This is a genomic window from Salegentibacter agarivorans (assembly GCF_900113135.1).
GTDB lineage: Bacteria > Bacteroidota > Bacteroidia > Flavobacteriales > Flavobacteriaceae > Salegentibacter > Salegentibacter agarivorans.
Genome location: NZ_FOOH01000020.1, coordinates 1 through 23457, shown reverse-complemented (window position 1 = coordinate 23457; position 23457 = coordinate 1). Strand labels below are relative to the sequence as shown.

Sequence of the window (23457 nt, the reverse complement as noted above, 5' to 3'; positions counted from 1 at the left end):
AAAAAATGAAAAAAGTAAAAACAGGAATGGGCAGAAGATCATTCATCAAGAATGTATCGCTTGCCGGAGGTGGATTATTAATCGGTTTTAATTGGTTGGCCTGTAAGCGTGCGGCTGAAGAAAACGGGGAGGAAGTAGCGATGCAAATGCCCGATGAGTGGTTTGAACTCAATGGATATTTGAAAATAGGGGATAATGGTATTATAACGATCTACTCTCCCAATCCGGAGATAGGACAAAATGTGAAAACAGCGATGCCTATGATTGTAGCCGAAGAGCTTGACGTAGATTGGAACAATGTCATTGTAGAACAGGCACCACTTAACCTTGATGTTTTTACTCGTCAACTTGCCGGTGGTAGTCAATCTATTCGCCAGGGATGGGAACCGCTAAGAATGGCTGGGGCCACCGCCAAACAAATGTTGCTTAGTGCGGCGGCAAAAGAGTGGGAGGTACCTGTTACTGAACTTTCTGTGGACAAGGGAATTATTAGTCATAAAGCTAGCGATAGGTCTATAGGTTATGGTGAAATCGCTAAGGCGGCCACAAAGATTGAAGTACCTGATGAAATTGAACTAAAAGATAATAGTGACTTTAAAATTATCGGTACTTCCCGAAAAAATGTAGATGCTAAAAAAATAGTAACAGGAAAACCCTTATACGGGTTGGATATTTATGAAGATGATATGCTTATTGCAATGATAGTCCAACCTCCGGCCTTTGGGATGGAGTTTAAATCTATGGATGCAGCTAAAGCAAAAGAAATGCCCGGAATAAAAGATATTTTTACCATAGATACATATCCTGAAGATATGGAGCGGGAATGGAGTGATGTGGCTGCATTTTCCAAATTGGTAGTTGTCGTTGGGGAATCCACCTGGCAGGTCATGCAGGCAAAAAAGGCCCTAAATGTAGAATGGGATTTAAATCCTGATTTAACGCATCAAATGCAAATTCTCGAAAAATCCCCGGGTATGGAAGATACAGGTGGCCTGGAAAATTCCGACATGCATACAGCCCTGATGAGCGATGCCGGGCCCGCAAAATCAGAAGTAGTTCGAAAAGATGGTGATCCTGAATCAGCCTTTAGCAATGCAGCAAGGGTTATTGAGCGTTCGTATTCCTGCCCATTCCTTGCCCACAATTGTATGGAGCCGATGAACTTTTATGCCAATGTAACTGATGAAAAGGCCGAATTATTAGGGCCTATTCAAACCCCGGAATTTGCTGAAAAAAGTGTAAATAAACGATTAGGGTTCGAGCTAGATAAAATCGATGTCCAAATGACCCGAATGGGAGGGGGATTTGGCCGCCGACTGTATGGGAATTTCCTTGTGGAAGCCGCTGTAATTTCACAAAAAATGAAAAGGCCGATAAAATTAGTATATACCCGGGAAGACGATATGACCAACGGGGTTTATCGTCCGGCTTACAGGGTGTCTTACCGTGCAGCAATTGATGCGAATAATAATATTACCGCATTTCACGTAAATGCCGGGGGGATTACCGAAAGCCCCCTTTTTGCGAATCGTTTTCCGGCAGGAGCAATTGATAATTACCTTGCCGAGAGTTGGACGATAGATTCGAGTATTTCCACAGGAGCTTTCAGGGCACCGCGTTCTAATTTTATTGCCGGGGCCGAACAATCTTTTTTAGATGAACTTGCTGAGGAAGTTGGAAAAGATCCGATTCAGTTCCGCTTGGATATGCTAAAGCGGGCGAAAAATGACCCGGTAGGGGAAGAAAATGATTATGATCCCGCGCGATATGCTGGCGTTCTGGAACTTGTTAGGGATAAAGCCGGTTGGAATAATGGTAATTCTACTTCAAGTAAAGGAGTAGCTGCCTATTATTGCCATAATTCCTACGTCGCACAGATTTTAGAAATGGATTTAAAAGATAACGAGCCGGTCATCGATAGAGTAACCTGTGCCGTAGACTGTGGTATTGTGGTAAATCCTGATGCAGCCAAAAATATGGTGGAAGGTGGGACTATCGATGGAATTGGACATGCTTTATACAGTGAGTTATCATTTAAAGATGGCGGCGTTCAACAAAATAATTTTGATTCCTATCGTCTAATTCGGCATCGTGAAGCTCCAAAAAAGATTGATGTACATTTTGTAGAAAACGGTATTGATCCCACAGGACTAGGAGAGCCGCCTTTCCCACCGGTGCAGGGAGCATTAGCCAATGCCCTTTATAAAGCAACAGGAAAAAGAATTTACAAGCAACCCTTTCTACCGGAAATTAATGCGGAAAGCAGGGAATTAAAAACTTAATTACAGCTGGCTCCCAATGAAAAAAATTAAGTTTAAATATTGGGTAGAAAATGAAGGTGAAAAATTCTATGGACCAGGACCCAATGAATTGGTAAAAAGAATTCATAAAGAAGGATCCCTATCCAGGGCAGCTGCACAGATGAATATGTCCTATAAAAAAGCTTGGGATCTGGTTCAGCGATTAAATAAGCATGCTGCCGAGCCTTTAGTGATTTTAAAGAAAGGAGGATCCCATGGTGGTGGCGCGGAAATAACCCCCTATGCCTTAAAGGTTATTCGGGAATATGAGAAATTGGAGCAAAAGGTTAATGAGCTTCTGGAACAGGAAAATGATCTGCTAAAAATTATAAAATAACGGAAAATAGGGGAGCAGTGAAATTCCCTTTATTTTAAAAACCGATATATATAGCAATATATAACGATGAAGTCAAAAGATAAGCCTATATACCTCGATTACAACGCAAGTACTCCGGTAGCCCAGGGAGTCGTCGAGACAATGCTGCCGTATTTTACTGAAAAGTTTGGTAATGCCGGTAGTGACCATGTCTTTGGATGGGATAGCCGCGAAGCAGTGGAACTTGCCAGGGAACAAATAAGCGGATTGTTGAACTGTAAACCCACGGGACTAACCTTTACTTCAGGGGCTACTGAAGCTGCCAATCTTGCCCTTTTCGGGTTTTGCGAGAAGCATAAGGTAAAAGGGAAGCATATTATTACCTGTGAAACCGAACATAAAGCGGTGCTGGATCCTATGCAGGCTTTAGAGAAAAAGGGTTTTGAGGTGACGTATCTTAAGGTGGATCGAGCTGGGAATATTGATTTGGAAGATTTGGAAGAGGCTATTTCATCTGAAACAATATTGGTTTGTCTGATGCTGGCAAATAATGAAACCGGGCTCATCCATCCTATGGCTGAAATTGAGGAGATTGTGCATTCAAAAGGAGCGATATTAATGAGCGATATTACCCAGGCGGTAGGTAAAATTCCGGTGAATTTGGAAGAATTGAATTTAGATATGGCTATTTTCTCTTCCCATAAGATTTATGGACCTAAAGGTATTGGAGCCTTGTATATAAATAAAAAGAATAAGGTAGCAATTGATCCTTATGTTTTTGGGGGCGGACAGGAAAAAGGTTTGCGACCTGGAACTTTAAATGTTCCCGGAATTGTAGGCTTTGGAAAGGCTGCTGAAATTGCAACTTCCAAAATGTCAGTGGAACCAGAAAGAATGATGAAATTAAAGAATAAATTAGAAAACGCCCTAGGGAAAATAGATGGAGCTATTATCAATTGTAAGCATGCCAACCGTCTTCCTAATACCACCAATATTTCTTTTAAAGATATAACCGGAAATTTATTGCTAAGGAAGCTAAAGCATTTAGCCGTTTCACGCGGTTCGGCATGTACTTCCAATTTTGTCAAGCCTTCTCATGTGCTAATGTCTATGGGTTTAAGCGATGAATTGGCTTTATCTTCAATAAGGATCAGCCTGGGAAAGGAAACAAGTGATCAGGATATTGAATTTGCTGTTAATGAGGTCGAGAAAGTGGTAAATAGTTTAAAAACTGCAGCTGTATGAGAGAACTGGATGTCATAATTTCTAAATATGAATTTCTGCGGGAGAATAGTACTGGGTGCGTTCTGGCTACAGTGGTTCACGTACAGGGTTCCTCATACAGAAAAGCCGGTGCACGAATGCTGGTTGATGAATATGGAAATATCACAGGGGCAATTAGTGGCGGCTGTCTGGAGGGCGATGCCTTGCGCAAAGCGCTTCACGCCCTGCACAGGCAAAAAAATAAATTGGTATCGTATGACACCAGTGATGAAGACGATGCTATTATCGGTGCACAATTGGGATGTAACGGTATTATCCAGGTGTTATTTGAACCCATTGATTATTTGGATGCTTTAAACCCATGCGAACTCTTGAAAAAAGTTACCAAACAAAATAGTCCTTTGGCCATTGTGGTGCAATTTAACCTAAACAAGCAGAAAGAGCAGTGCGGAACAAAATTGGTAATTACCAAGGACTTGAAAACTTTTGGACAAAAACCAGAAAAGGAGTTATTTCATTATATAGAAGAACAAGCAAGTCTTACACTAAAATATAATCATCCCCATTTTGCTGAATTTACAACGGAAAAAGAATCCACTCATATTTTTATTCAGAATTATCAGCCCCCGGTGAAACTTATTATTGTTGGTGCCGGAAATGATGCTCAAATTCTTGCACAACAAGCTGATTTATTGGGATGGGATGTAATAGTGACCGATGGAAGGCCAACCCACGCAAATAAAGACCGGTTTACCTCCTCCTGCCAGGTGATCGTTTCTAAGCCGGAAGAAACCTTGAAAAATATTGAAATAGACCATCGCAGCTTCTTTGTACTTATGAGTCATAACTATAATTATGATCTGGCGGTTTTAAAGATGCTTTTTAAGGAAAAACTTATCCCGTACATTGGCATCCTGGGGCCATTGAAAAAATACCAGCGAATGCTCAACGATTTAGAAGATGAAAATTATGATTGGGAAGATGAAAATTTGGATAAAATATATGCACCGGTAGGATTGGAAATAGGTGCGGAAACACCTGCAGAAATAGGGCTTTCTATTCTGGCTGAAATTCAAATGGTTTTAAACGGTAAAAGTGCTAAGCCGTTACGAGAGAAAGTGACGCCCATTCATGACAAAAAGCTTAATCATTTTACCAAGGTTGCGATATGATGGGAAGAGCAAAAATAGGAGTTATTATTTTGGCAGCAGGAGCTTCTAGAAGGCTTGGTTTTCCAAAACAACTCGTTGAATTTAAAGGCAAATCTTTGCTACAGCATAGTATAGATGTAGCGGAATTACTTGAATTCGATTACAGGATTTTAATGTTGGGTGCAAATGCAAAAAAGATTGAAAAGGGGCTGGACATTGGGAACTTTACCATCATCATTAATGAAGAATGGGAACTTGGAATGGGCACGAGCATAAGCAAAGGGGTTTCCGCTGCGCTAAACGTTAAAAGTGATCTGGAGCTTATTTTAATATTACTTTCAGACCAACCTTTTGTTACCAAAGAAAAAATTCAGGAATTAATTCGCGAACAGTTAGAAAATAAAATGCCTGCTACATTCTCAGAATATGCGGGGGAGGTCGGAGTGCCTGCTATTTTTTCAAAGGAAACTTTTTCAGATTTAATGACGCTAAAAAAAGATCAGGGCGCTAAAAAACTAATATTAGATGAAAAGATAAGCTTTGAAACCATAAAATTTGAAGAAGGAATTTTTGATGTGGATACCGCTGAAGATGTGGAACTATTAAAACAGATGGAATAAAGTTAAATATTAAATATTTTGGAATGATTGCCGAAGCCGCGGGCAAAAATGAAGAAATCCTGAAAGTGCATGAGAATCTAAGATAGGCTGAAACCAATTGATAAGCAGATAGAGATAGGAACCATAAAGCTTCAGCAGGAAAAAGGCGGAAAATCTTCATTTAAAGTGAACTACTAAGGGATTAAAAAAATGATGAATTGCCTTTTTACCAGTTCTGATACCGATTTGCTAACTCCAATGCGAAAAGGGTAACCAATGGAACCCTCATAATTAACACCATACAATCCAAGAAATATTCCCGGAATGGGATGGATGTAAAGATGGACGGCGATCATTATGTGAAAAATATGATAATGATTTCAATAGGAGGCTAATGGTACCAATGAAAGAAGCTTTAAAAATTATCCGGGATCAACAAATTCAACTTAAAACTGAGAACAGGCTGTTGAGCGATTGCCTGGGGTATTCACTTTCTAAAGAAATCTTAGCCCCTTTTGATATGACGGGGCTTTTAGACCCTTTCCCAATACCAGTAAAATTAGCACTTTCTTTAATTTCTTTTCCATTTGGTAACTTTTAGAATGATATTATTCCGATAAAAAGAAAATCATAAAAATAATCCCAAAGTTTAGTTGATGGTCTAAAAATTAAGTTCCACGAAAATGACTGGCTTCTCATAACTCGAAAGTCACTGAGTCCAATTCCCCTTGGAGCGTTTTATTTTCGCAGTTTGCTAACTAAGACAAAATTTCAACAAAGAGCATATAATAAAAAAGAGTATTACTATAAAAAATGTAGGATTAAAGTTTTTTTAACAATAAAAAACGCATATTAAATTTTGTTTTTAACAACCTGGAACATTCTCCAGGTATGATTGTAAAGAGTACATTAGGCGTTAATTGGCATTCTTAGGAGAGAATTATTCAATCAGTTTTAATAAAGGTTTGACCTCTTTTTAATACTAAAATTGGTTGTTCATTTTTAAATTTAAGGTAAATGAAAACCGTAATTAAAAGAACGGTTGAAAGTTGTAAATCTTTAGTATAATTAAAATCCCTCTTGGTATGATACGACCCAAAGTTCATGGTTACCTTGATTATCTCATCGGGAGTTTATTAATAATAATCCCTTTATTATTTTTAGACAACTATTATTTACCAGCATGGATATTATTAGGTTTTGGAATAGGAACTATTTTATACAGTATATTAACAGACTATGAAATGGGTATTGCTGGTCTAATTAGTTTTAAATTACATTTAATTATAGATATAATTATTGGACTATTCCTGGCCTTTTCTCCGTGGTTTTTTGGTTTTCAAAAAGAAATCTATCTACCATTTTTGATTATAGGAATAGGGGAGGTTCTAATTAGCTTATTTACAGAGAGAAAATTTTATAAAGCTAAAGCCTTACTTTTCTAAATATGGATTTTTTCCTGGTATATTTTAAGTGTTACTTCCTCTTATAGTTAATTTATCAAGGAATATTTTCAAGTGTAATTAAACAATAAAATATTCTTTATAGAGTAAATATTTGAAAATTTTAAACAGGCAATACTTTAGTTAATCCACCAATTGATTATGGATACATTTGAAAGAATACAGAAAATATTGGGTGACAATGCGGACTATTACCTTAGTCACCGTTCTAAAAAAATTGGGCTAGATAAATTGACAAAGCCAGGACCCAGCGTTATAGATAACTTTAGAAATTCTGATAGAAGTACACCAGTACTTAAGAGCTTATCCCAATTATATAATAACGGAAGATTGAAAGGAAGCGGATATTTAAGCATACTTCCGATCGATCAGGGGATTGAACATTCAGCAGCCTTCTCATTTTATAAAAATCAGGATTATTTTAATCCAGAAAATATTATAAAATTAGCTTTAGAAGGTGGATGCAATGCCGTTGCCAGTACTAAAGGTGTTCTAGCCTTGCATTCTAGGAAATATGCAGATAAAATTCCATTTATCGTTAAAATCAACCATAATGAGCTATTAACTTATCCCAATACTTATGATCAAATTAAATATAGTTCTGTAATAGAAGCATGGAATATGGGTGCAACTGCAATTGGAGCTACTATTTACTTTGGGTCTGAACAAAGTAACCGGCAAATTCAGGAGATTGCAATGGCATTTGAAAAGGCACACGAATTAGGAATGGCCACAATTCTTTGGTGTTATACGCGAAACAATCAATTTAAGAGAGATAATACTGATTATCATACTGCAGCCGATCTCACTGGCCAGGCTAATCACATAGGAGCGACTATTAAAGCGGATATCATAAAGCAAAAACTACCCACTCTTAATTATAGTTTCCGTGAACTTAATGCTGGTAAATATAATGATGAAATGTATGATGCCCTTGGCACTGAACACCCGATTGATTTATGTAGGTGGCAAGTTGCCAATTGTTATATGGGACAAATTGGGCTTATTAATTCTGGAGGAGCTTCTAAGGGAGAATCTGATTTAAAGGATGCAGCCACGGCAGCTATAATAAATAAACGTGCTGGAGGTTCGGGATTAATTATGGGGAGAAAAGCATTTCAGAAACCTTTGAAGGATGGAATTGAAGTTTTGAACCTGGTTCAGGATATTTATCTCGAACCAAAAATTACCATAGCTTAAAACTGAAAATTAAGAATTAACTAAAATGAATATTATGAAAGAATTATTTAAATTTTTGACGGGCGTTCTTTTATTCGTATCAATCTCCAGTTGTAACAACAATCAGCAGGGAAATATTGAAGATGATGAAGACCAGGATATTCGTATTGAAGGTCATCAGAAACAAACTGCGGGGGATGATGCCTATCCTGAAAATGCAGTAGGAGAATATTTGGACTATATATCTCAAGATCGTTCTGCTGATTATCCAGACCCAGAAAAAGCACTAAAATTATTAGCTGCGGCTATATCTGAAAAGAATGAAGTAGCAGGTATAAGTTCTGGGAATGAACTCCAGAAGCTAACTAATATTAATGAAACCAAGGATTATAATATTAATAAATCAGATTTCGTTACGATATTAAATTCTTTTGAAGATAGCTCTAATAGCGGCTCATTTGAAGGAGAAATCGATACGAAAGAGCTAGAAAAAACTGTGAAAGAAATAAGAATAAATAATGATGAAACATCAAATGATAACATCAGAATTTTCTTTAAACAGTCTGGTGAATTACTTCAAAATATGGATGTAAAAGGCAACTAAGCATTATTTCTATTTCTTATTTATAAAAATTTCCGAACATTTGGCCACATAAAGGATTAGTCTCTATCCATATGTGGCTTTGCTATTTTAGATTAAATACTTTTCAATTTTTACCATTTCCTCTCGCAGTAATTTTATTTGGTACTTTTGATTCAATATTAAGGCACGAATTTTCCCGTCAGTAATCTTTCTTAAAGATTCACAATATGCTGAATATAAATTTTTCTCAATGTTACAGCACATAAGACTATGTTTATTATTTAAGTCCGGATGGTATTTCTGCTGTAGTTCTCTGAGTTCATTTTTGCATTCCCGATCCAGTTTTTGGAGGTATTCCTGATCCACTCTTTTCAGCATTTCTTTTATTATTAGCTTGTGAAATGATATTTTTTGACAGACTAACTTCTTATAGAGATCTTTCACATAAGGCTTTTTGGAGGAAAGAATACATTGTTTATAAAACAAGCCCCATTTATAATTTTGCTTATAAATTTTTTCCAGTTCTTTAAGTTCAACGGTTTTCAATTTAAATAATTTAGAGGTTAACAATTCTAAAATTAAATGAAAATTGATATCTGAACTTTGTAAAAAAGTTAATTAACCTGTTTTTAAATCTTCCTTATTTTAGAGGGTTATAAAGGATAATAGCACAACAAAATTTTAATAAATTCGAAAATAAATAAGTTAATAAAGGCTTAAAAATATTATTGATACGGTAGACAATAGACCAAAAAATAAGAAAAATTAATTTCTAGTTATTCTCACTCTGTAGTTTTTCTGTTCTATCTACGATATCATGAATAACTTTGTCTAATTCTTCAGCAGCGGTTAAAATCATATCAATGATTTCTTCAAATGATTTTTCATTTTTGTCTGTTTGTTTAATTAGATCAATTAAACCCATTATCGAGGAAAGTGGAGCTCGTACAATGTGTGATTGTACCCAGGCTATTTCACGTAGTTTTTTATTTTGTTTTTTTATTTTTTTTATTTGTTTTCTGGAAGTAGTAACATCTAAAGCGGCGCCTACACTACGAATAGGATCACCATTCTCATTTCTAACTATATAGCATCTATCAACTAAAAAAGCTAATGAGCCATCTTCGGTATAAATTCTATATTCACTGTACCAATAGTTTTCTTTTTTATTATTAAGTATTTGGTGCAGTGAATTCCAAACAATATCAGCATCCTGGGGATGAATGTTCTGATTCCAAGAATTATCTTTGGAGAAAAGGTCTTTGGTAGTGTACTTAAAAGTTTTCTCATAACTTTTACTACGATTAATTGTATTAGTGGTATGGTCTATATCCCATATCATTTCATTACTTGCCTGCGTAGCTAATTGAAACCGTTCATTACTAATTTTAATCTGGATTTCAATTTCTTTTTTTTCCGTAATATCTTGAATTGTTCCTTCTACCCTTAATGGGTTATTTTTATTATCTACCAAAAGGCGGATCTCTTGATGAACCCACTTTATCTCATTCTGGGCAGTTATAATTCGGTGTTCAAAACTCTCTATCTTTCCTGGTTCTAGCATGGAAAGAGGATTACTTTCTATTAAATACCGGTCTTCGGGATGAAAAGTCTTAGTAACATTTTGCATTGTTGGTTCAAAATTATCTGGGGTGTAACCATATATTTTATAGGTTTCTTCACTCCATTCAGAGATTTCGGAATCAAAATCTCGAACCCAATAACCAATTTTTGCAATTTTATGTGCGGTTTTAAGTCGCTCATAAGTTATTTTTAACTGCTTTTGTGCTTCTTTTTCCTCGGTAATATCTTTGGCTACCGCCATAATTATTTTAGATTCTGGATAAACAGATCTATTCCAGACTAACCATTTAACCTTCCCTGATTTGGTTATAAATCGGGCTTGTATAGCATCTGTATTTTCACCTTTAATTGAATCTTTAAAGGTTGTTTCGGCTAAATCTCGATCTTCACTGTGAATAAAGCGAAAAATCGGAACATTTAACAATTCAGTGGTATTGTACCCTAATAATTTCCTAAAAGCCTTATTATACTTTTTTAATAATCCATCGAATCCAATAATACAATGAGGATCCGGAGAAATATTCAAAAAGTTTTGGTATTGTTCTATTGTGTTTTTTTGTTTAATAAGTACGCCAATTTGTAAGCCTACTTCCTTAAGCAATTTAACCTGCTCCAATAATTCTATCATTTCAGCCTGACAAAGACATACTAGACATCCTAAAATTTTTTCGTTGAAAATAATTGGTACTCCTATAGCAGTTTTCAAATTAAAAGAATCTGCAGCCTTTGAACGTTTAAACCTATTATCTTGTGAAAGTTTATCCCAAATAATAGTATGTTGATTTTTCCACACTTGACCTGGAAGACCAATTCCTTTTTCAAAGTGATTTATTATTTTACTTGAATGAATGAAACCTTTAAATTTATCTCCTTTAGAGGAGTTCGCAATTAAGTCTATTCGTGTGTCGTCCTCAGAAATTAACCACACTTCACAAATACAAATTTTATAAAGCTTTACTAGTTGGTTTAAAGCCTGGGAAAGGCAGAAGGTTAACGATCCTGGTTTATTTATTATTTTGGATATAGAAATTAATAATTTTTTGCTTATTTGTTTCTCTACGCGCTCCGTAACATCTCTTGTATTTGCTACGATCCCTTTTATAGCTGGATCCGAGAGATGATTCGTGAAATCAGTTTGAATCCACCTCCAATTTCCCTGAGCATCCTCAAAGCGATAAGGTTTACTGGAGATAAATTTTGTTGTTAAAATTTTTTTAAGGTATTCTTGAAGTGCCTTAGCATCCTGATAATGTATAAAGTCGAATGCATTTTTACCGATAAACTTTTCTGGTGGGGTTCCCAGCACCTTAATTGTTGTAGGAGCTACATAGGTGAAATCTCCAAGAGGGTTGATAATAGCAATAAGATCAGCTCCATTTTGAACCAGTGATTTAAATCTAGCTTCACTGGAAATAAGTTTTTCCTGGGCTTGTTCTTTCATTATTAAATGGGCAAGATTGGAGTTAAGGGTTTTTAATAGTTGAAAATCATTTTCTTCCCAATTTCTTTCTCGGGTGCAATCTTCTATCCCTATAAACCCTGAGAAATTATTATTGATTTCTACTGGGAGTACTAATATAGACTTTACATTTTGTGTTTTTAACCGGTTTTTGGTAGGAGAATTAGGTAGGTTAGAGATATTTGCTTCAAAGGGTTTTCCTTGGTATAATGGGAGGGTAAATAAAGGAAATTTTGCCCAAGGAATATTTTGCTTTTCGGCACTATTAAATTTTGAGGTAGCATTTTTAGATTCCCACGAAAAACGATGAGATGTAGTTTTCTTATCGATATTATTTTCATAAAAGAATACACGGTCGACAATCAGACATTTAGATACAATCTTAAAACATTCCTCTAAAGAATTAGACCAGAAGTCTGATTTTAATAATATCTCATTGAGCTCTCCATTTGCTTCTAAGTATAACCTTTGTTTTTCTACACGCTTGGCTTGGTTATACCTGTCTGTCAGATCAATCGCCGTGATTATTTCAGCCCTTTTATTATTAAAATTAATAAGATTACCTTTGATTTGTACATAAATAATGCGTTTATCTTTGGTTTGATGTTTATAAAGACTTTGTTTAAATCTGTCTTTTCTTACCCGTACATCTTTGACAGCTTTTTCTACTTTCGGTACATCTTCAATAGGACGTATATCTTTAATTGTCATATTTAAAAATTCTCTCTCTGAAAAGCCATAGTGACGAATAGCCTCTTGGTTGACTGCAAGAAAGTGAAGGGTTTCTAAATCATAAATCCACATAGGAAAAGGAGCGAGATCAAAAATATAGTTCTGAGAAACGGAATCAACTGAAAAATTATCATTTGACATTTTTGGTAGGTCATTAAAATTAGGGTAGTGCCAAATATATCAATTCATATTAATTTTATTACAAAATCATCAAGCAACATAAGAAGTTTAAGGTCTGATTATACTTAAAAGAATCTAATCTTTCTTGATGTAATAATTAAGGATTAGTACTTCCCTATACAGTTTTGAGAAATTAGAATCACTCTTTTCCTCCTCTAAACCCAAAGGATGGATTAGGAATTCCCCGTGTAACAGAAGAGAATACTTCAACCCTTTAGTTAAAATAAGTAAAGAACAGTAAATAAGTCTCTCGGAACTTTTAAAAATAGGAGTAATGGTTTCGTTGTAACCAGAATTCCTAACTCCATCATAGATTTATTTAATTTTTAATAATAAGTTTATTCAGCTTGTATTTTTCGATTTAAATAGGTTTTTATTTCCCCGGGCATTTGATTTATGATATCTGTTATTTGGAAAAGGGACACATATTTGTTTAAAGATTTAATAGTTATACTAATAATTTCCTCAGTAGGTAATTTCCAGGGAAATTCTTCTTCTCCTTTATTCTGTTGATTCTGCTTTACTTCCGATTTCATTTCTTCTAAAGTAGAATAATCAAGTTTCGGTTTTTTGGAAATTTCCCAGCTTTCAGTATAGATTCCTCTTAAAATTGTGGGTAAAGGTTGCATTAACAGAAAAGCTTCATTAAAATCAATTCTGTCTCGTATAGTAAACATTACCGACCTCCATATCCTTAATACTCTTTCCTTTTCTTCGGGATGTCCTAATTCGGCTGCCAGATTATTAATGTACTCATGTGCCTCTTGTTTGAATGTCTCAAAATTTAGATTAGAATTCATTATTTTCATTTTTAAAAATTAATATTAATTGTTCTTTTTAATAATCGCGAATGAACCTTTTCATATAAAATTAAAACAATTTGAATTCATGATTTTTTCGTTTTAATAACCTTAACCTTTTAATACAGTTTTAGCACCGCTTAGTTTAACATATTAAGGTTTAAGCTTTTAAGTAGTCTGATAAAGGGAAGTAACCTTTAATTAAATAATTAACATTTGTTTAAAAAAACTTTAAAGTCTGGTCTTCTAATTTTCGATGTAATTTAAGGTTATGCTAAAATTCTGAAACTCTGAATATTATTAGACCCCATATTTTATAACCTTAAGATATAGTTCTCTTTTTTAAAAATCATCAACTGAAGTTGGTATTGGGTTATAGTAAAAAAGCAATAAATACTAACAAAACAGCTTATATTCCCTTACCAGCAGGTAAAACAGCTATTTTAATTTATAATTTCGCCGGCTAAAAAATATTCATTGAAGCCTATAAAAATCTTTACATCTCCGGCATTGCAAACTTTTAATAGGTTAGCCAATCATTTGGAAAATAGAACTATCAATTCTCCACTTCCTATTCTGGAAATATCAGAAAAATTAGGTAAAGGAACTATTTTGGCACTTGATATTTTTGATGATATATCTGTTATTTTATTTAGTGGCCACTTCAAAAATGATCTTCTATTGGATCTTATAACCAATGTAGAGAATCCTCTTAATTTTATTTACAATTGTAACACCCCATTTAATTACAAGTATGGGAATAAGAACGCCTGGCGGGAGTTAGACCAATTTCAACACGCGATTATTTCCAATTCTTCCAACACCAATATTCAGGTAAAATTAAAAGCTAATAAGCGTTATTACAGTTATATAATTTCCATATCAAAAGCTGTATATCTTAATAATAGAAATTATTGTACCCAAACTATTGCCGCTTATTTAAAAATTATTTTTGAAAAAAAGGATAAAACTCCAGCTTACTTTCATAATGGGAGTTATAATCTGGAGATAGCTAATATTCTTAAACAGGTAAATCTTGAAAATTTTTCTTCATTCGAGCATCGTATATTCTTAGAAGCTAAAATCCATGAATTAATTAACCAACATCTTTTACAATACAAAAGAGATATTGATAATAGTGCCAATACATCTAATTTATTCTCTTATGAAGTAAAGGCTATCCACGAGGCAGCAGTGTTTATACAAAATCATATAGACGAAATTAAAACAGTAGGGCAGGTAGCTAGATATGTAGGCTTAAATAGCAATAAATTACAACGAGGTTTTAATCAAATATTTAATATAAGTGTAAATAGTTTTATAAGAAATGCCAGAATGTCTAAAGCTGAAGAGCTTTTAATAAATTCAGAAGAAACAATTTGCCAAATTGTTTCCAAAATAGGTTTGAATAGTAATAGTTATTTTTCGAGGTTATTCAAAAAAAAGTATAAGGTCTCTCCTTCTCAGTTTAGAATTAAGAATAGAACGATCAATTAGTCTAATATTTTAACCGTACCTTTTACACTAACCAAAAATTATAGGAATGCAAGTATTTAAAGTAAATGCTATCCCAATCGATGATGTGATGCTGGATTTAGGGAAAGCTTTTGGGGTAGAGGTAGAAGAAACCTGTAAGGAACTAAAATTAAAGTTACCTACATCCTTAGGTACTGGTAAGATCTCAGGAATTCAATTCCCTAACGGTTTGGGTTTTATACAATATGATTGTAAGTTTCATAAAAATACAGAAATTCATTTTATTAAGAGTGAAGTTCATCCTTTGAAATTTATATATGTAACCGAAGGCCAACTTAAACATCGGTTTTCAAATGGTGATCAGCTCCATAAGATTGATCAATACCAACATGCAATTGTGGCCAGCGAAAAAAATAATGGGCATATTTTAAAGTTTGAAAAAGGGAAAGAAACATGCTTTTCGAGCATAGAGCTAAATAGAATAGAATTTGAACAAAAATTAGCATGTAAGTTGTTAGGTGTATCTTCAAGCTTATCACAAGTTTTCTATGATGTAAGCGCATTAAAAAGCTTTTACCATAATGGTTATTATTCCCTAAAAATAGCCGACCTTTTTGAGGATATGAATAGTTATAAAAAAGAGAATTTTATACGGAAACTTTTTTTGGAAGCTTTTACTATTCAAATGTTAGCTGAGGAGATCTTGCAGTATGAAGATGCCCTGAGAGAAGAGGGAAATGCTGAAATTTTAACGCGTTACGAACTAGGGGCAGTAAAAGATGCAGCTGAATTTATTGAAGAAAATATTTTTAAAAACCTCGGGGTTAGAGGGATTTCCATTGAAGTGGGAATTAACCAGAACAAATTGCAAAATGGTTTTAAAACCTTATATGGTCTTACCGTTCACGAATTTATAAAAAGACATCGACTTCAACTTGTCAGAGACCTGCTATTAAACACAGATTTACAGATTAACGAAATATCCGATAGGGTAGGAATAAATAGTAGAAGTTATTTCTCAAAAGTATTTAAAGAAAAATATGGTTTAACACCTAAAGAATTTAAGAAAAAAGCTGAGTTAGCAAAATAATTTTGAGACTATAGATTGAAAAAATTGAATTTGTTATATTTTAATTCAAAAATTACATTTCCTTTTTATAATCATACCTAATTTTGATCCCTCAATTTGAGAAATAAAGGTTTAGAATCTTTAAATTTTTATAAATGGAGGACGAAGGGAAATTTTTAAGGATTGGTATTATAGGGGCTAGTCGCTTGGGTGTAAATCAAATTTCTCGTTTAAAGAATGAGCAAAATTTAAATATCGATTTTGTAGTACTTGATAAGAATTTAAATAACCCAAAGGAAATTATTAACGAAATTCCTTCTGCTGAATTTTTAAGTTGTGAAAAAGAATTCTTTAAAAGTGCAACGAATGGAATAATATTGGCAGATTATGTGGATCTACAATTAAAAAAATATCAGCCATCATTTAAAAAAGCAAGATCCTTCTTTTGTAATGCCAATTTTTTAAGTCAGCTTGAGGGTTTAGAACATTTTCTTCAAATAGCCAAATCAAAGAATATCCTGGTTTGTTTTAATTTACCTTTTCGGTTTACCCGAGGCTTTTTAGAGCTTAATGATATTGTAAGAAAGGGTAAACTAGGAAAAATTCACCAAATTGATCTTACCTATTATAAGAATCAATCGGATGAAGGTACGGCTTCTTGTAAAAATCACACTAACTTTTTTGGAGGATTTATGGATACTGGTGTTCATTTGCTGGATATTGCTCTAAAATCTCTCAATTATCCCGAAATTAAATATTTAACCGTTATCCCTTATAAAAGAGGGAAAAAAATTGAAAAACAGAATCCATTCTGCGAAGATTATTTATTACTGACTTGTATAACTGCAAACGGAACATTAATAAACCTTAGGTGTTCCAGAAACCTTCCTCGAACCAGAAAACGGACAATAGAAGCAGATTATCATGGAGAGAAGGGGGATCTTAGATTAAGAAACCACGATAAATCGGAACATGATTTAATAGTGGAGGAGTATAAAAATGAATATTTAAGTATAGTAAGCTCCCCTCCAGATGTATTTGTTGATGCAGCCATACAAGAGTGGATTTGGAGTTTAAGAGCTGAAAAAGGATATGATAAAAAAAATGCCAAAGAAATGTTAGCCCTTGCAGGTGTGGTCCATCAAATTTATAATCAACCCTCACCGTAAATTCCTTCTTGTAACTTGATTTTCAACCTGAATATTTCAAGGAAGGTATCTCCTTTAAGGAAAGAAATTGAAATCTTGCTTATTATTTAAAAATAAGAGGGGTTGTCTAATAGGACAGCCTTTTTTGTTATTATGCTGTTTGGTAGTACCTAATCTTCTCCTGTAAGATCTATTTGACATTTGTGGCCAAAATTTCAATATCATAAGTTTGATTAAAGAAGATGATTAAAGCAATAGGAAAACATTAATAAAAAATCACTTTATCTCACCCGTGGTTTTAACATTTATGCAGTTCATTTTAATTTCAAAATCCTGGGAGTGCCTGTCATTAATGATAATTTATAATTTTCTAAGTATTATTCATATTAACAAATGTTTGAAGTCTAATTAATATAGAATCCTCGATTTCCTTATTAATTTTAGAATAGTTCTGATCGTTTAACCATTAAATAGTATTCTATGAAAACTTTAAAAGATTTGTTTGAACACCGAATAAAGGATCTATATAGCGCAGAAGATCAATTAATTAAGGCACTTCCAAAGATGCTCGAGCAAGCAACAAACGAAAACCTTAAAAATTCTTTTAAAAATCATTTAGAAGAAACTAGATTCCAAAAAAAACGTATAGAAGAAGTATGCGAAAACCTCAATATAGATCCATCTGGAGAAGATTGTAAAGCTATGAAGGGACTGATAGAGGAAGCAGAGAGTTTCCTGGCTGAAGATGCTGAAGATGATGTGAAAGATGCAGGTATAATTGCAGAAGCTCAAAGAATTGAACATTATGAAATATCTGGATATGGCACTCTTATAAGATATGCAAAAGAATTAGGATATGATAAGGAAGCAGAAAAACTTGTACAAAGCCTAGAAGAAGAGTATAGGGCAGATGAAGATCTAAATGATCTCGCGAAAGATAAAATCAATAAAAAAGCAGAAGCCTAAATACAAATTATCAAATCTAGTAAATATGATACCAACAAAGATTCACGGCTATATCGATTATTTAGTTGGATTATTCTTAATTATCATACCATTTATCCTGGTCATAAGTAATCCTACAGCTAAATGGTTGTTAATATCCCTAGGCGTTAGTACTATTTTTTATAGTGCAATTACCGATTATGAAATGGGACTAGTGGGGATAATCCCCTTTAAGATCCACCTTTTTATAGATATTTTGGCAGGATTATTACTCGCAATTTCTCCCTGGTTATTTGGCTTTGTTGATGAAATTTATTTACCATTTTTAATTATAGGTATAGGAGAAATAATTATCAGTTTTATTACCTCCAAAGAACCCAGATATCCAGAAAAGGCATAAAGAAGATGATATATTGAATTATTTATTAACCAAAAATTAATGTATGTTTTATCACGATGGAAAATTACAATTCGATGTAAAAGTCGATAAACCAAACCCTCAATTTGCTAAGATGTTACAGCAAGCCATTGGAGGTATTGAAGGGGAAATGAAAGTATGTATGCAATATATGTTCCAGGCCTGGGGAGCACGCGGTCCTGAAAAATACAGGGATATGCTTTTGGAAACCGGAACTGAAGAAATGGCTCACATAGAATTGCTAGCTACCGCTGTAGCTTTAAACCTGGAGGGAGCAACAAACGATTTAAAAGATGAAGTTGCTAAAGACCCTTTTATGGAACAAATAATGGGCGGAGCAAATCCTCGCCATATCTTATCCAGTGGCATGTCTGCTATGGCTGTAGATAGTAGTGGTGTACCTTTTAGCGGAGCCTACGTAGTAGCTACAGGAAATTTGGCAGCTGATATGTATGCCAATGTAACCGCTGAGTCAGCAGGAAGAATACTAGCTACACGCTTATGGAAATCTACTGATGATAAAGGAATGAAGGACATGCTGGCTTTTCTAATTGCCAGAGATACCATGCACCAAAATCAGTGGCTTGCAGTTTTGGAAGAATTAGGTGGCGTAAAAGGTAACCATCCAATCCCTAACATTTTCCCACAAGCAGAAGAAAATCCTGATTTCAACTACAACTTTATTTCTACACATATTGATGGAGAATCTAAGGCTAAAGGGAGGTGGAGTGAAGGTCAATCCATAGATGGTAAGGGAACATTTACATTTGAAAAAGCTAAACCTTTAGGGAAAAAACCTAATCTCGGAAAACCGCATCCTCATGGTTTTGCTCAAAAAGAACAAATGAAGGCTAACCCTTCTATGGCAGAAGACACCATCGATAAGCTGAAATAAAAAAGTTTTGTGTTGTGTCATTCCGTGAATTCTGATTGGGGGGAAGGATCGGAATGACTTTTTATACATTGTAAAAAAACGAATATGTTAGAAAGGTTTAGGAAGGAAAATATAGTCTAATCAAAATGGAAGAAGGAAAAGACCAACATACAATACCAATTACCTCTATTAGAAGTGGAAAAGGAGAAGCAGTTTGTAGTGATATTTTCTACTATACTAATAAGATTGTGAATGTAATAATGGTAGGAGAACCGCATAGTGAGGATTGGGTACTAATTGATGCAGGTATGCCAAATTCTGGGCAGGAAATACAAAATGCAGCGGAAAAAAGATTCGGAAAAAATAACCCACCAAAAGCTATTATTCTTACCCACGGTCACTTTGATCATGTTGGAGGCATTATTCATCTCTTAGATGTATGGAATACCACAGTTTATGCCCATCCTTTAGAATTTCTTTATTTAACTGGTGAAAAAAGATATCCCGAGCCAGATGATGGTGTAGAAGGAGGGATGCTTGCTAAATTTTCTTCTATCTACCCTATTGAACCTATTAATATAACATGTAGACTAAATGAATTGCCTGAAGATGGAACTATTCCGGAACTTCCAGAATGGAAATGGTATCATGTCCCAGGTCATGCTCCTGGACAAATTGCATTATTTAGAGAAAAAGATAGATTTTTAATTGCAGGTGATACTTTTACTACTGTTAAACAAGATTCTTTATACAGCGTGTTAACTCAGAAAAAAGGAATATATGGACCGCCTGTTTACTTAACTACAAATTGGGAAATGGCCCAGGAATCGGTAGAAAAACTACAGCAATTAGAACCAGAGAAGGTTATAACAGGACACGGCGAATATATGGAAGGAGCAGAATTCACAGAAGGTTTGTTGGAGCTAGTTCGAAACTTTGAAAAGGAAGCTATCCCTTCACACGGAAAATTCGTAAGAAATGAAAATAAAAAGACTTCTGGTTAAAAAATCAAGCCGGGAAGATTCAAATACCAGAAGTTCTAACTAACCATATTTCTTTCCGGATCATAAAAATCAGGTATTCCGGCAGATTTGTTTTTCCTTCGTCTAATTTTAAGTTTATTTCTGCCGGATAACCTGTTTGTTATTAATCAAATAAGAAAAAACCAAAATTAAAAAGGTTTTAAAACCGGGAAAGGGAGTAGATTTTGTAAAGCTCATATTCAGGAATTTACTGAAAATGAATTTGATATTATCGGTGTTTCTCACACCTTTAAGGTTTAGAACAACTTATAAATTTATTATCTCAACCAATCATAAAGGGTTTATATCTTATGTCAGGATTTAATTTAAGGATAAAATATATGAACAAAGAATAAATGGGTTTTCTATTCATTTTTTGGAACATTGGATATAGAGCAGTCCCATGGAATGCAGGAAAGAATGGATTTAGTTGAACTAATTTACCAGGTATGTGCCATCTGGAGAATCAGGTTTCAAATAATTTTAATCTAATTACCGAACTTAATGAATAGATGTAAAAAATAACTCTATAAATAGTGGCGAAAATATTTAGGCTTAAAGCTTCAAAGGAGTGTAATCAGGTAATTTTACTCACTAACTACATCTATTTGGTACACTTCATATAAATTTTTTATTTCATATTTCATATTTTCCTTAAGGTGAGTTATGATTTGTGTTTTAAGTTGATTGTCTGAGATATTAGGATCTTTTTTTAATACGGTCGATTTAAAAATTGCTACTGGCGTATCTTTATATTTAGTATTTGTGAATGAGACACTTTTATTAAGAATCACAATAGAAGAGTCTAATTTTCTCAGTTGAGAATTAAGTTCATCTGTAAGTTCAGTATTAAGGCTTGCTTTTCGATAAAAGGGAGGTTGTTTAAATTGCCAGAACATCATACTACCTATGGCCAATAAAATTATAGCGGTAGTAATTATTCCTGCTCGTTTTTTTCCGTTTACAAATCGCACCCCGTTAGGTGTTACCTTGCCGTAGAAATAAAATACTAATGTAGCAGCAAAATGAATTCCTAATAATTGAAGAACGATTCTATAAAGACTACTAAATACAACTTGCCAATCGCCCATATAGAGTCCTATTCCTATAAGTCCCACAGGAGGAGCTAAAGAAGCAGCTACTAAAATACCCACAGCCGCACCAGAAACCAAACTATCTCTTTCACTCTGGCATATATTTATTGCTCCTGCAAATCCAGAAACCAGAGGCAGGAAAATGGCAAATTTTGAAACCTGGCTCACTTCTTCCATTAAAGGAGTAAGTGCGTTTAGAGGAAAAAATATACTCATTAGAATACTGGCTATAATTCCTGTCCCTATGGCAAGACCGTATCTGCCCAAACTACTTTTTAAAAGCCCCATTTTACCAGCTGCAGTTCCCAGCGCGGCATTCATAGCCGGTCCTGCAAAAGGAGCTACGAGCATAGCCGCAACTAAAAGATAAGTAGTTGTAGTGAAGAGACCAATCCATACAATTATCCCTGCAACAAATGAATAGGCTACTAAACCGAAAAGAGATCCTACACTTTGTATACCACCAAGGTAAATTTCCAAAGAGCTTTTGGTTTGAACATCTGTCGCCTGTTGAGGTGCCTCAGAAGCCGGAGGATATAAGGTAACTACCCCTCTGGGAATCAGAACTATTTCTAGTTCTTCCAGCTCATCTATTTCCTTTAAAAAATTATTTACTTTTTCGTTAGGTAAATACGTAAAATAAACCTCCTTTTTATCAGAAGAAAAATGAAAGGTGTTTTTACCTTCAAATTTTTCTATAGCTTGGAAAATTTTATCCTGGTTTCCTTTTGGGATTTTAATAATTACCTGCCTCATCAATTATGATTTATAATCATTTAAATAACGTACATAAACACTTTTTATGGTATCTTAAAAGCCATAGAATTCTACCATATGTACTTTTAATTCTGCTTTCTATATGGTGTTCACATAAGTATGAAACACATATCAAGATACAAATCCCTAAACTATTTTAAAATTGATTTAAAATAAATTAGATGATATTTAAGGTCGAAAATTATTCTAAAAAATATTTTTTAAAAATTTTATTTTTTATTAAGATAAAAAATACCAGCCTGTGTTATAACCTGTTAAACATTTAAAATCAACACTAATCATTCTGTATTTTTAATCCAATTATATTAGAGGGAAGATGGTTAAATAGAAAGGGCCGGACATCATTCATCGGTACTGCTTCTAATTCTTGAAATTAGAAATGGGGATGTCCGGTTTTTATTGGTCTTAATCGTAACTAATTATAAAGAATGATGATACCTGAAGAGATTTTAAAGCGGACCATAGTCCCTTGGGCAATAGCGGATGGTACCTTGAGAATTTACCAGAAGTGGTAAGAGTTGATATTTTTTAATTTATAAGGTGGATTTGTAGGCGCTTAAAATCCATGTACCTGCCGAATTATCTATTGATACTTTTAATCGTGTTGCCTGGATGTAATGGCTTTTACCACAAGAGCCAGACAGGCTAGGATATTCACCTTGCCTTGAAGTATTGGTTTGTGGAAAAGAGAAGTGGAAAAGTTCTTTTATAAAATTAACAGTACTTAAAGAACCCTTATTAACGTATCCAGTTGGCTAAGTACATCTTTTGTAAACTTAAGATAAATTCTAGCTTGCCCACAAAAAAGAAATGGATAAGCAAGCCTATATGTATGAGTTAATCGAGAAATGGGAAGTTAGCGGTCTAAGTAAAAAAGATTTTTGTCACCATCATGGGATAACTCGTAGTAATTTTTACTACTGGATTAAAAAATGGAAGAACAGGAAATCGGAAGCTCCAGATGGATTTGTGGATATCACTCCTGATAAAGCAGCTATTTTTCATTCGCAGTATCGCCTGCGATATCCCAATGGAGTACAGCTAGAAGTCAGTGGTATTGGTTT

General features: G+C 34.2%; 21 protein-coding genes. 17 read left to right on the top strand and 4 right to left on the bottom strand.

What is annotated here, in order from left to right; genetic code table 11:
• Window positions 1-5 precede the first annotated feature (5 nt).
• From BM084_RS13890 to BM084_RS13845, 9 genes are all read left to right on the top strand, one after another.
• The gene (locus tag BM084_RS13890) at window positions 6-2282 is read left to right on the top strand and encodes a xanthine dehydrogenase family protein molybdopterin-binding subunit (protein WP_093305577.1); all 2277 of its coding nucleotides are present in this window, start codon (window positions 6-8) and stop codon (window positions 2280-2282) included.
• 16 nt (window positions 2283-2298) lie between these two features.
• Window positions 2299-2637: a winged helix-turn-helix domain-containing protein gene (locus BM084_RS13885; protein ID WP_093305575.1), complete on the top strand. Its 339-nt coding sequence runs from the start codon at window positions 2299-2301 to the stop codon at window positions 2635-2637.
• Window positions 2638-2703: 66 nt separating this feature from the next.
• Window positions 2704-3861, top strand: coding sequence for a cysteine desulfurase family protein (locus tag BM084_RS13880; RefSeq protein WP_093305573.1), 1158 nt, complete (start codon window positions 2704-2706; stop codon window positions 3859-3861).
• A complete protein-coding gene (locus BM084_RS13875; protein ID WP_093305571.1) occupies window positions 3858-5012 on the top strand; it encodes an XdhC family protein in 1155 nt (384 codons plus the stop codon). Before BM084_RS13880 ends, BM084_RS13875 begins: the two co-directional genes overlap by 4 nt.
• Entirely contained in the window at window positions 5009-5611 is a 603-nt protein-coding gene (locus tag BM084_RS13870) for a nucleotidyltransferase family protein (protein WP_093305569.1), read from the top strand. The genes BM084_RS13875 and BM084_RS13870 overlap by 4 nt, the downstream gene beginning before the upstream one ends.
• A 373-nt stretch (window positions 5612-5984) precedes the next feature.
• Window positions 5985-6191, top strand: coding sequence for a hypothetical protein (locus tag BM084_RS13860; protein ID WP_093305567.1), 207 nt, complete (start codon window positions 5985-5987; stop codon window positions 6189-6191).
• Between the two features lie 484 nt (window positions 6192-6675).
• Window positions 6676-7035 carry an SPW repeat domain-containing protein gene (locus tag BM084_RS13855; protein ID WP_093305565.1) on the top strand — a complete coding sequence of 120 codons (360 nt, stop codon included), beginning with the start codon at window positions 6676-6678 and terminating at the stop codon, window positions 7033-7035.
• A gap of 159 nt (window positions 7036-7194) precedes the next feature.
• Window positions 7195-8253, top strand: a complete 1059-nt coding sequence (locus BM084_RS13850) for a class I fructose-bisphosphate aldolase (RefSeq protein ID WP_093305563.1) — start codon at window positions 7195-7197, stop codon at window positions 8251-8253.
• Between the two features lie 34 nt (window positions 8254-8287).
• Window positions 8288-8836, top strand: coding sequence for a hypothetical protein (locus tag BM084_RS13845; RefSeq protein ID WP_143083666.1), 549 nt, complete (start codon window positions 8288-8290; stop codon window positions 8834-8836).
• 87 nt (window positions 8837-8923) lie between these two features.
• On the opposite strand, the gene BM084_RS13840 is transcribed toward BM084_RS13845, so the two are convergent.
• The 3 genes from BM084_RS13840 to BM084_RS13830 all read right to left on the bottom strand — a co-directional run bounded on the left by BM084_RS13840 (window position 8924) and on the right by BM084_RS13830 (window position 13570).
• Window positions 8924-9361, bottom strand: coding sequence for a hypothetical protein (locus tag BM084_RS13840; RefSeq protein ID WP_093305559.1), 438 nt, complete (start codon window positions 9359-9361; stop codon window positions 8924-8926).
• Window positions 9362-9587: 226 nt separating this feature from the next.
• The gene (locus BM084_RS13835) at window positions 9588-12731 is read right to left on the bottom strand and encodes a PAS domain S-box protein (protein ID WP_093305556.1); all 3144 of its coding nucleotides are present in this window, start codon (window positions 12729-12731) and stop codon (window positions 9588-9590) included.
• Between the two features lie 377 nt (window positions 12732-13108).
• Window positions 13109-13570, bottom strand: coding sequence for a DUF2267 domain-containing protein (locus tag BM084_RS13830; RefSeq protein ID WP_177195713.1), 462 nt, complete (start codon window positions 13568-13570; stop codon window positions 13109-13111).
• 477 nt (window positions 13571-14047) lie between these two features.
• Here BM084_RS13830 and BM084_RS13825 point away from each other — a divergent pair, with 477 nt between their 5' ends.
• From BM084_RS13825 to BM084_RS13795, 7 genes are all read left to right on the top strand, one after another.
• Entirely contained in the window at window positions 14048-15067 is a 1020-nt protein-coding gene (locus BM084_RS13825) for a helix-turn-helix domain-containing protein (RefSeq protein ID WP_177195712.1), read from the top strand.
• A 46-nt stretch (window positions 15068-15113) separates the two neighbouring features.
• A complete protein-coding gene (locus BM084_RS13820; protein ID WP_093305548.1) occupies window positions 15114-16136 on the top strand; it encodes a helix-turn-helix domain-containing protein in 1023 nt (340 codons plus the stop codon).
• A 185-nt stretch (window positions 16137-16321) separates the two neighbouring features.
• Complete coding sequence (locus BM084_RS13815) at window positions 16322-17284, top strand: Gfo/Idh/MocA family protein (protein WP_177195711.1); 963 nt, start codon at window positions 16322-16324, stop codon at window positions 17282-17284.
• 459 nt (window positions 17285-17743) lie between these two features.
• Window positions 17744-18229: a YciE/YciF ferroxidase family protein gene (locus tag BM084_RS13810; protein ID WP_093305545.1), complete on the top strand. Its 486-nt coding sequence runs from the start codon at window positions 17744-17746 to the stop codon at window positions 18227-18229.
• A 25-nt stretch (window positions 18230-18254) separates the two neighbouring features.
• Window positions 18255-18608: an SPW repeat domain-containing protein gene (locus BM084_RS13805; protein WP_093305543.1), complete on the top strand. Its 354-nt coding sequence runs from the start codon at window positions 18255-18257 to the stop codon at window positions 18606-18608.
• Between the two features lie 43 nt (window positions 18609-18651).
• Complete coding sequence (locus BM084_RS13800; protein ID WP_093305541.1) at window positions 18652-19521, top strand: manganese catalase family protein; 870 nt, start codon at window positions 18652-18654, stop codon at window positions 19519-19521.
• Window positions 19522-19646: 125 nt separating this feature from the next.
• Window positions 19647-20504 carry an MBL fold metallo-hydrolase gene (locus BM084_RS13795; RefSeq protein WP_093305539.1) on the top strand — a complete coding sequence of 286 codons (858 nt, stop codon included), beginning with the start codon at window positions 19647-19649 and terminating at the stop codon, window positions 20502-20504.
• A 605-nt stretch (window positions 20505-21109) separates the two neighbouring features.
• Here the strand turns inward: BM084_RS13795 and BM084_RS13790 are convergent.
• The gene (locus BM084_RS13790; protein ID WP_093305537.1) at window positions 21110-22372 is read right to left on the bottom strand and encodes a DUF389 domain-containing protein; all 1263 of its coding nucleotides are present in this window, start codon (window positions 22370-22372) and stop codon (window positions 21110-21112) included.
• An 831-nt stretch (window positions 22373-23203) separates the two neighbouring features.
• Here BM084_RS13790 and tnpA point away from each other — a divergent pair.
• Window positions 23204-23457, top strand: a 254-nt coding sequence (gene tnpA, locus BM084_RS13785) for an IS66 family insertion sequence element accessory protein TnpA (RefSeq protein ID WP_093305534.1), incomplete at its 3' end; no start/stop codon positions are given.

What these genes read in the sequence shown, in the direction of transcription:
- BM084_RS13890 (WP_093305577.1), top strand. Translation starts at nt 6, where the DNA reads ATGAAAAAAGTAAAAACAGGAATGGGCAGAAGATCATTCATCAAGAAT.
- BM084_RS13885 (WP_093305575.1), top strand. Translation starts at nt 2,299, where the DNA reads ATGAAAAAAATTAAGTTTAAATATTGGGTAGAAAATGAAGGTGAAAAA.
- BM084_RS13880 (WP_093305573.1), top strand. Translation starts at nt 2,704, where the DNA reads ATGAAGTCAAAAGATAAGCCTATATACCTCGATTACAACGCAAGTACT.
- BM084_RS13875 (WP_093305571.1), top strand. Translation starts at nt 3,858, where the DNA reads ATGAGAGAACTGGATGTCATAATTTCTAAATATGAATTTCTGCGGGAG.
- BM084_RS13870 (WP_093305569.1), top strand. Translation starts at nt 5,009, where the DNA reads ATGATGGGAAGAGCAAAAATAGGAGTTATTATTTTGGCAGCAGGAGCT.
- BM084_RS13860 (WP_093305567.1), top strand. Translation starts at nt 5,985, where the DNA reads ATGGTACCAATGAAAGAAGCTTTAAAAATTATCCGGGATCAACAAATT.
- BM084_RS13855 (WP_093305565.1), top strand. Translation starts at nt 6,676, where the DNA reads ATGATACGACCCAAAGTTCATGGTTACCTTGATTATCTCATCGGGAGT.
- BM084_RS13850 (WP_093305563.1), top strand. Translation starts at nt 7,195, where the DNA reads ATGGATACATTTGAAAGAATACAGAAAATATTGGGTGACAATGCGGAC.
- BM084_RS13845 (WP_143083666.1), top strand. Translation starts at nt 8,288, where the DNA reads ATGAAAGAATTATTTAAATTTTTGACGGGCGTTCTTTTATTCGTATCA.
- BM084_RS13835 (WP_093305556.1), bottom strand. Translation starts at nt 12,731, where the DNA reads ATGTCAAATGATAATTTTTCAGTTGATTCCGTTTCTCAGAACTATATT.
- BM084_RS13830 (WP_177195713.1), bottom strand. Translation starts at nt 13,570, where the DNA reads ATGAATTCTAATCTAAATTTTGAGACATTCAAACAAGAGGCACATGAG.
- BM084_RS13820 (WP_093305548.1), top strand. Translation starts at nt 15,114, where the DNA reads ATGCAAGTATTTAAAGTAAATGCTATCCCAATCGATGATGTGATGCTG.
- BM084_RS13810 (WP_093305545.1), top strand. Translation starts at nt 17,744, where the DNA reads ATGAAAACTTTAAAAGATTTGTTTGAACACCGAATAAAGGATCTATAT.
- BM084_RS13805 (WP_093305543.1), top strand. Translation starts at nt 18,255, where the DNA reads ATGATACCAACAAAGATTCACGGCTATATCGATTATTTAGTTGGATTA.
- BM084_RS13800 (WP_093305541.1), top strand. Translation starts at nt 18,652, where the DNA reads ATGTTTTATCACGATGGAAAATTACAATTCGATGTAAAAGTCGATAAA.
- BM084_RS13795 (WP_093305539.1), top strand. Translation starts at nt 19,647, where the DNA reads ATGGAAGAAGGAAAAGACCAACATACAATACCAATTACCTCTATTAGA.
- BM084_RS13790 (WP_093305537.1), bottom strand. Translation starts at nt 22,372, where the DNA reads ATGAGGCAGGTAATTATTAAAATCCCAAAAGGAAACCAGGATAAAATT.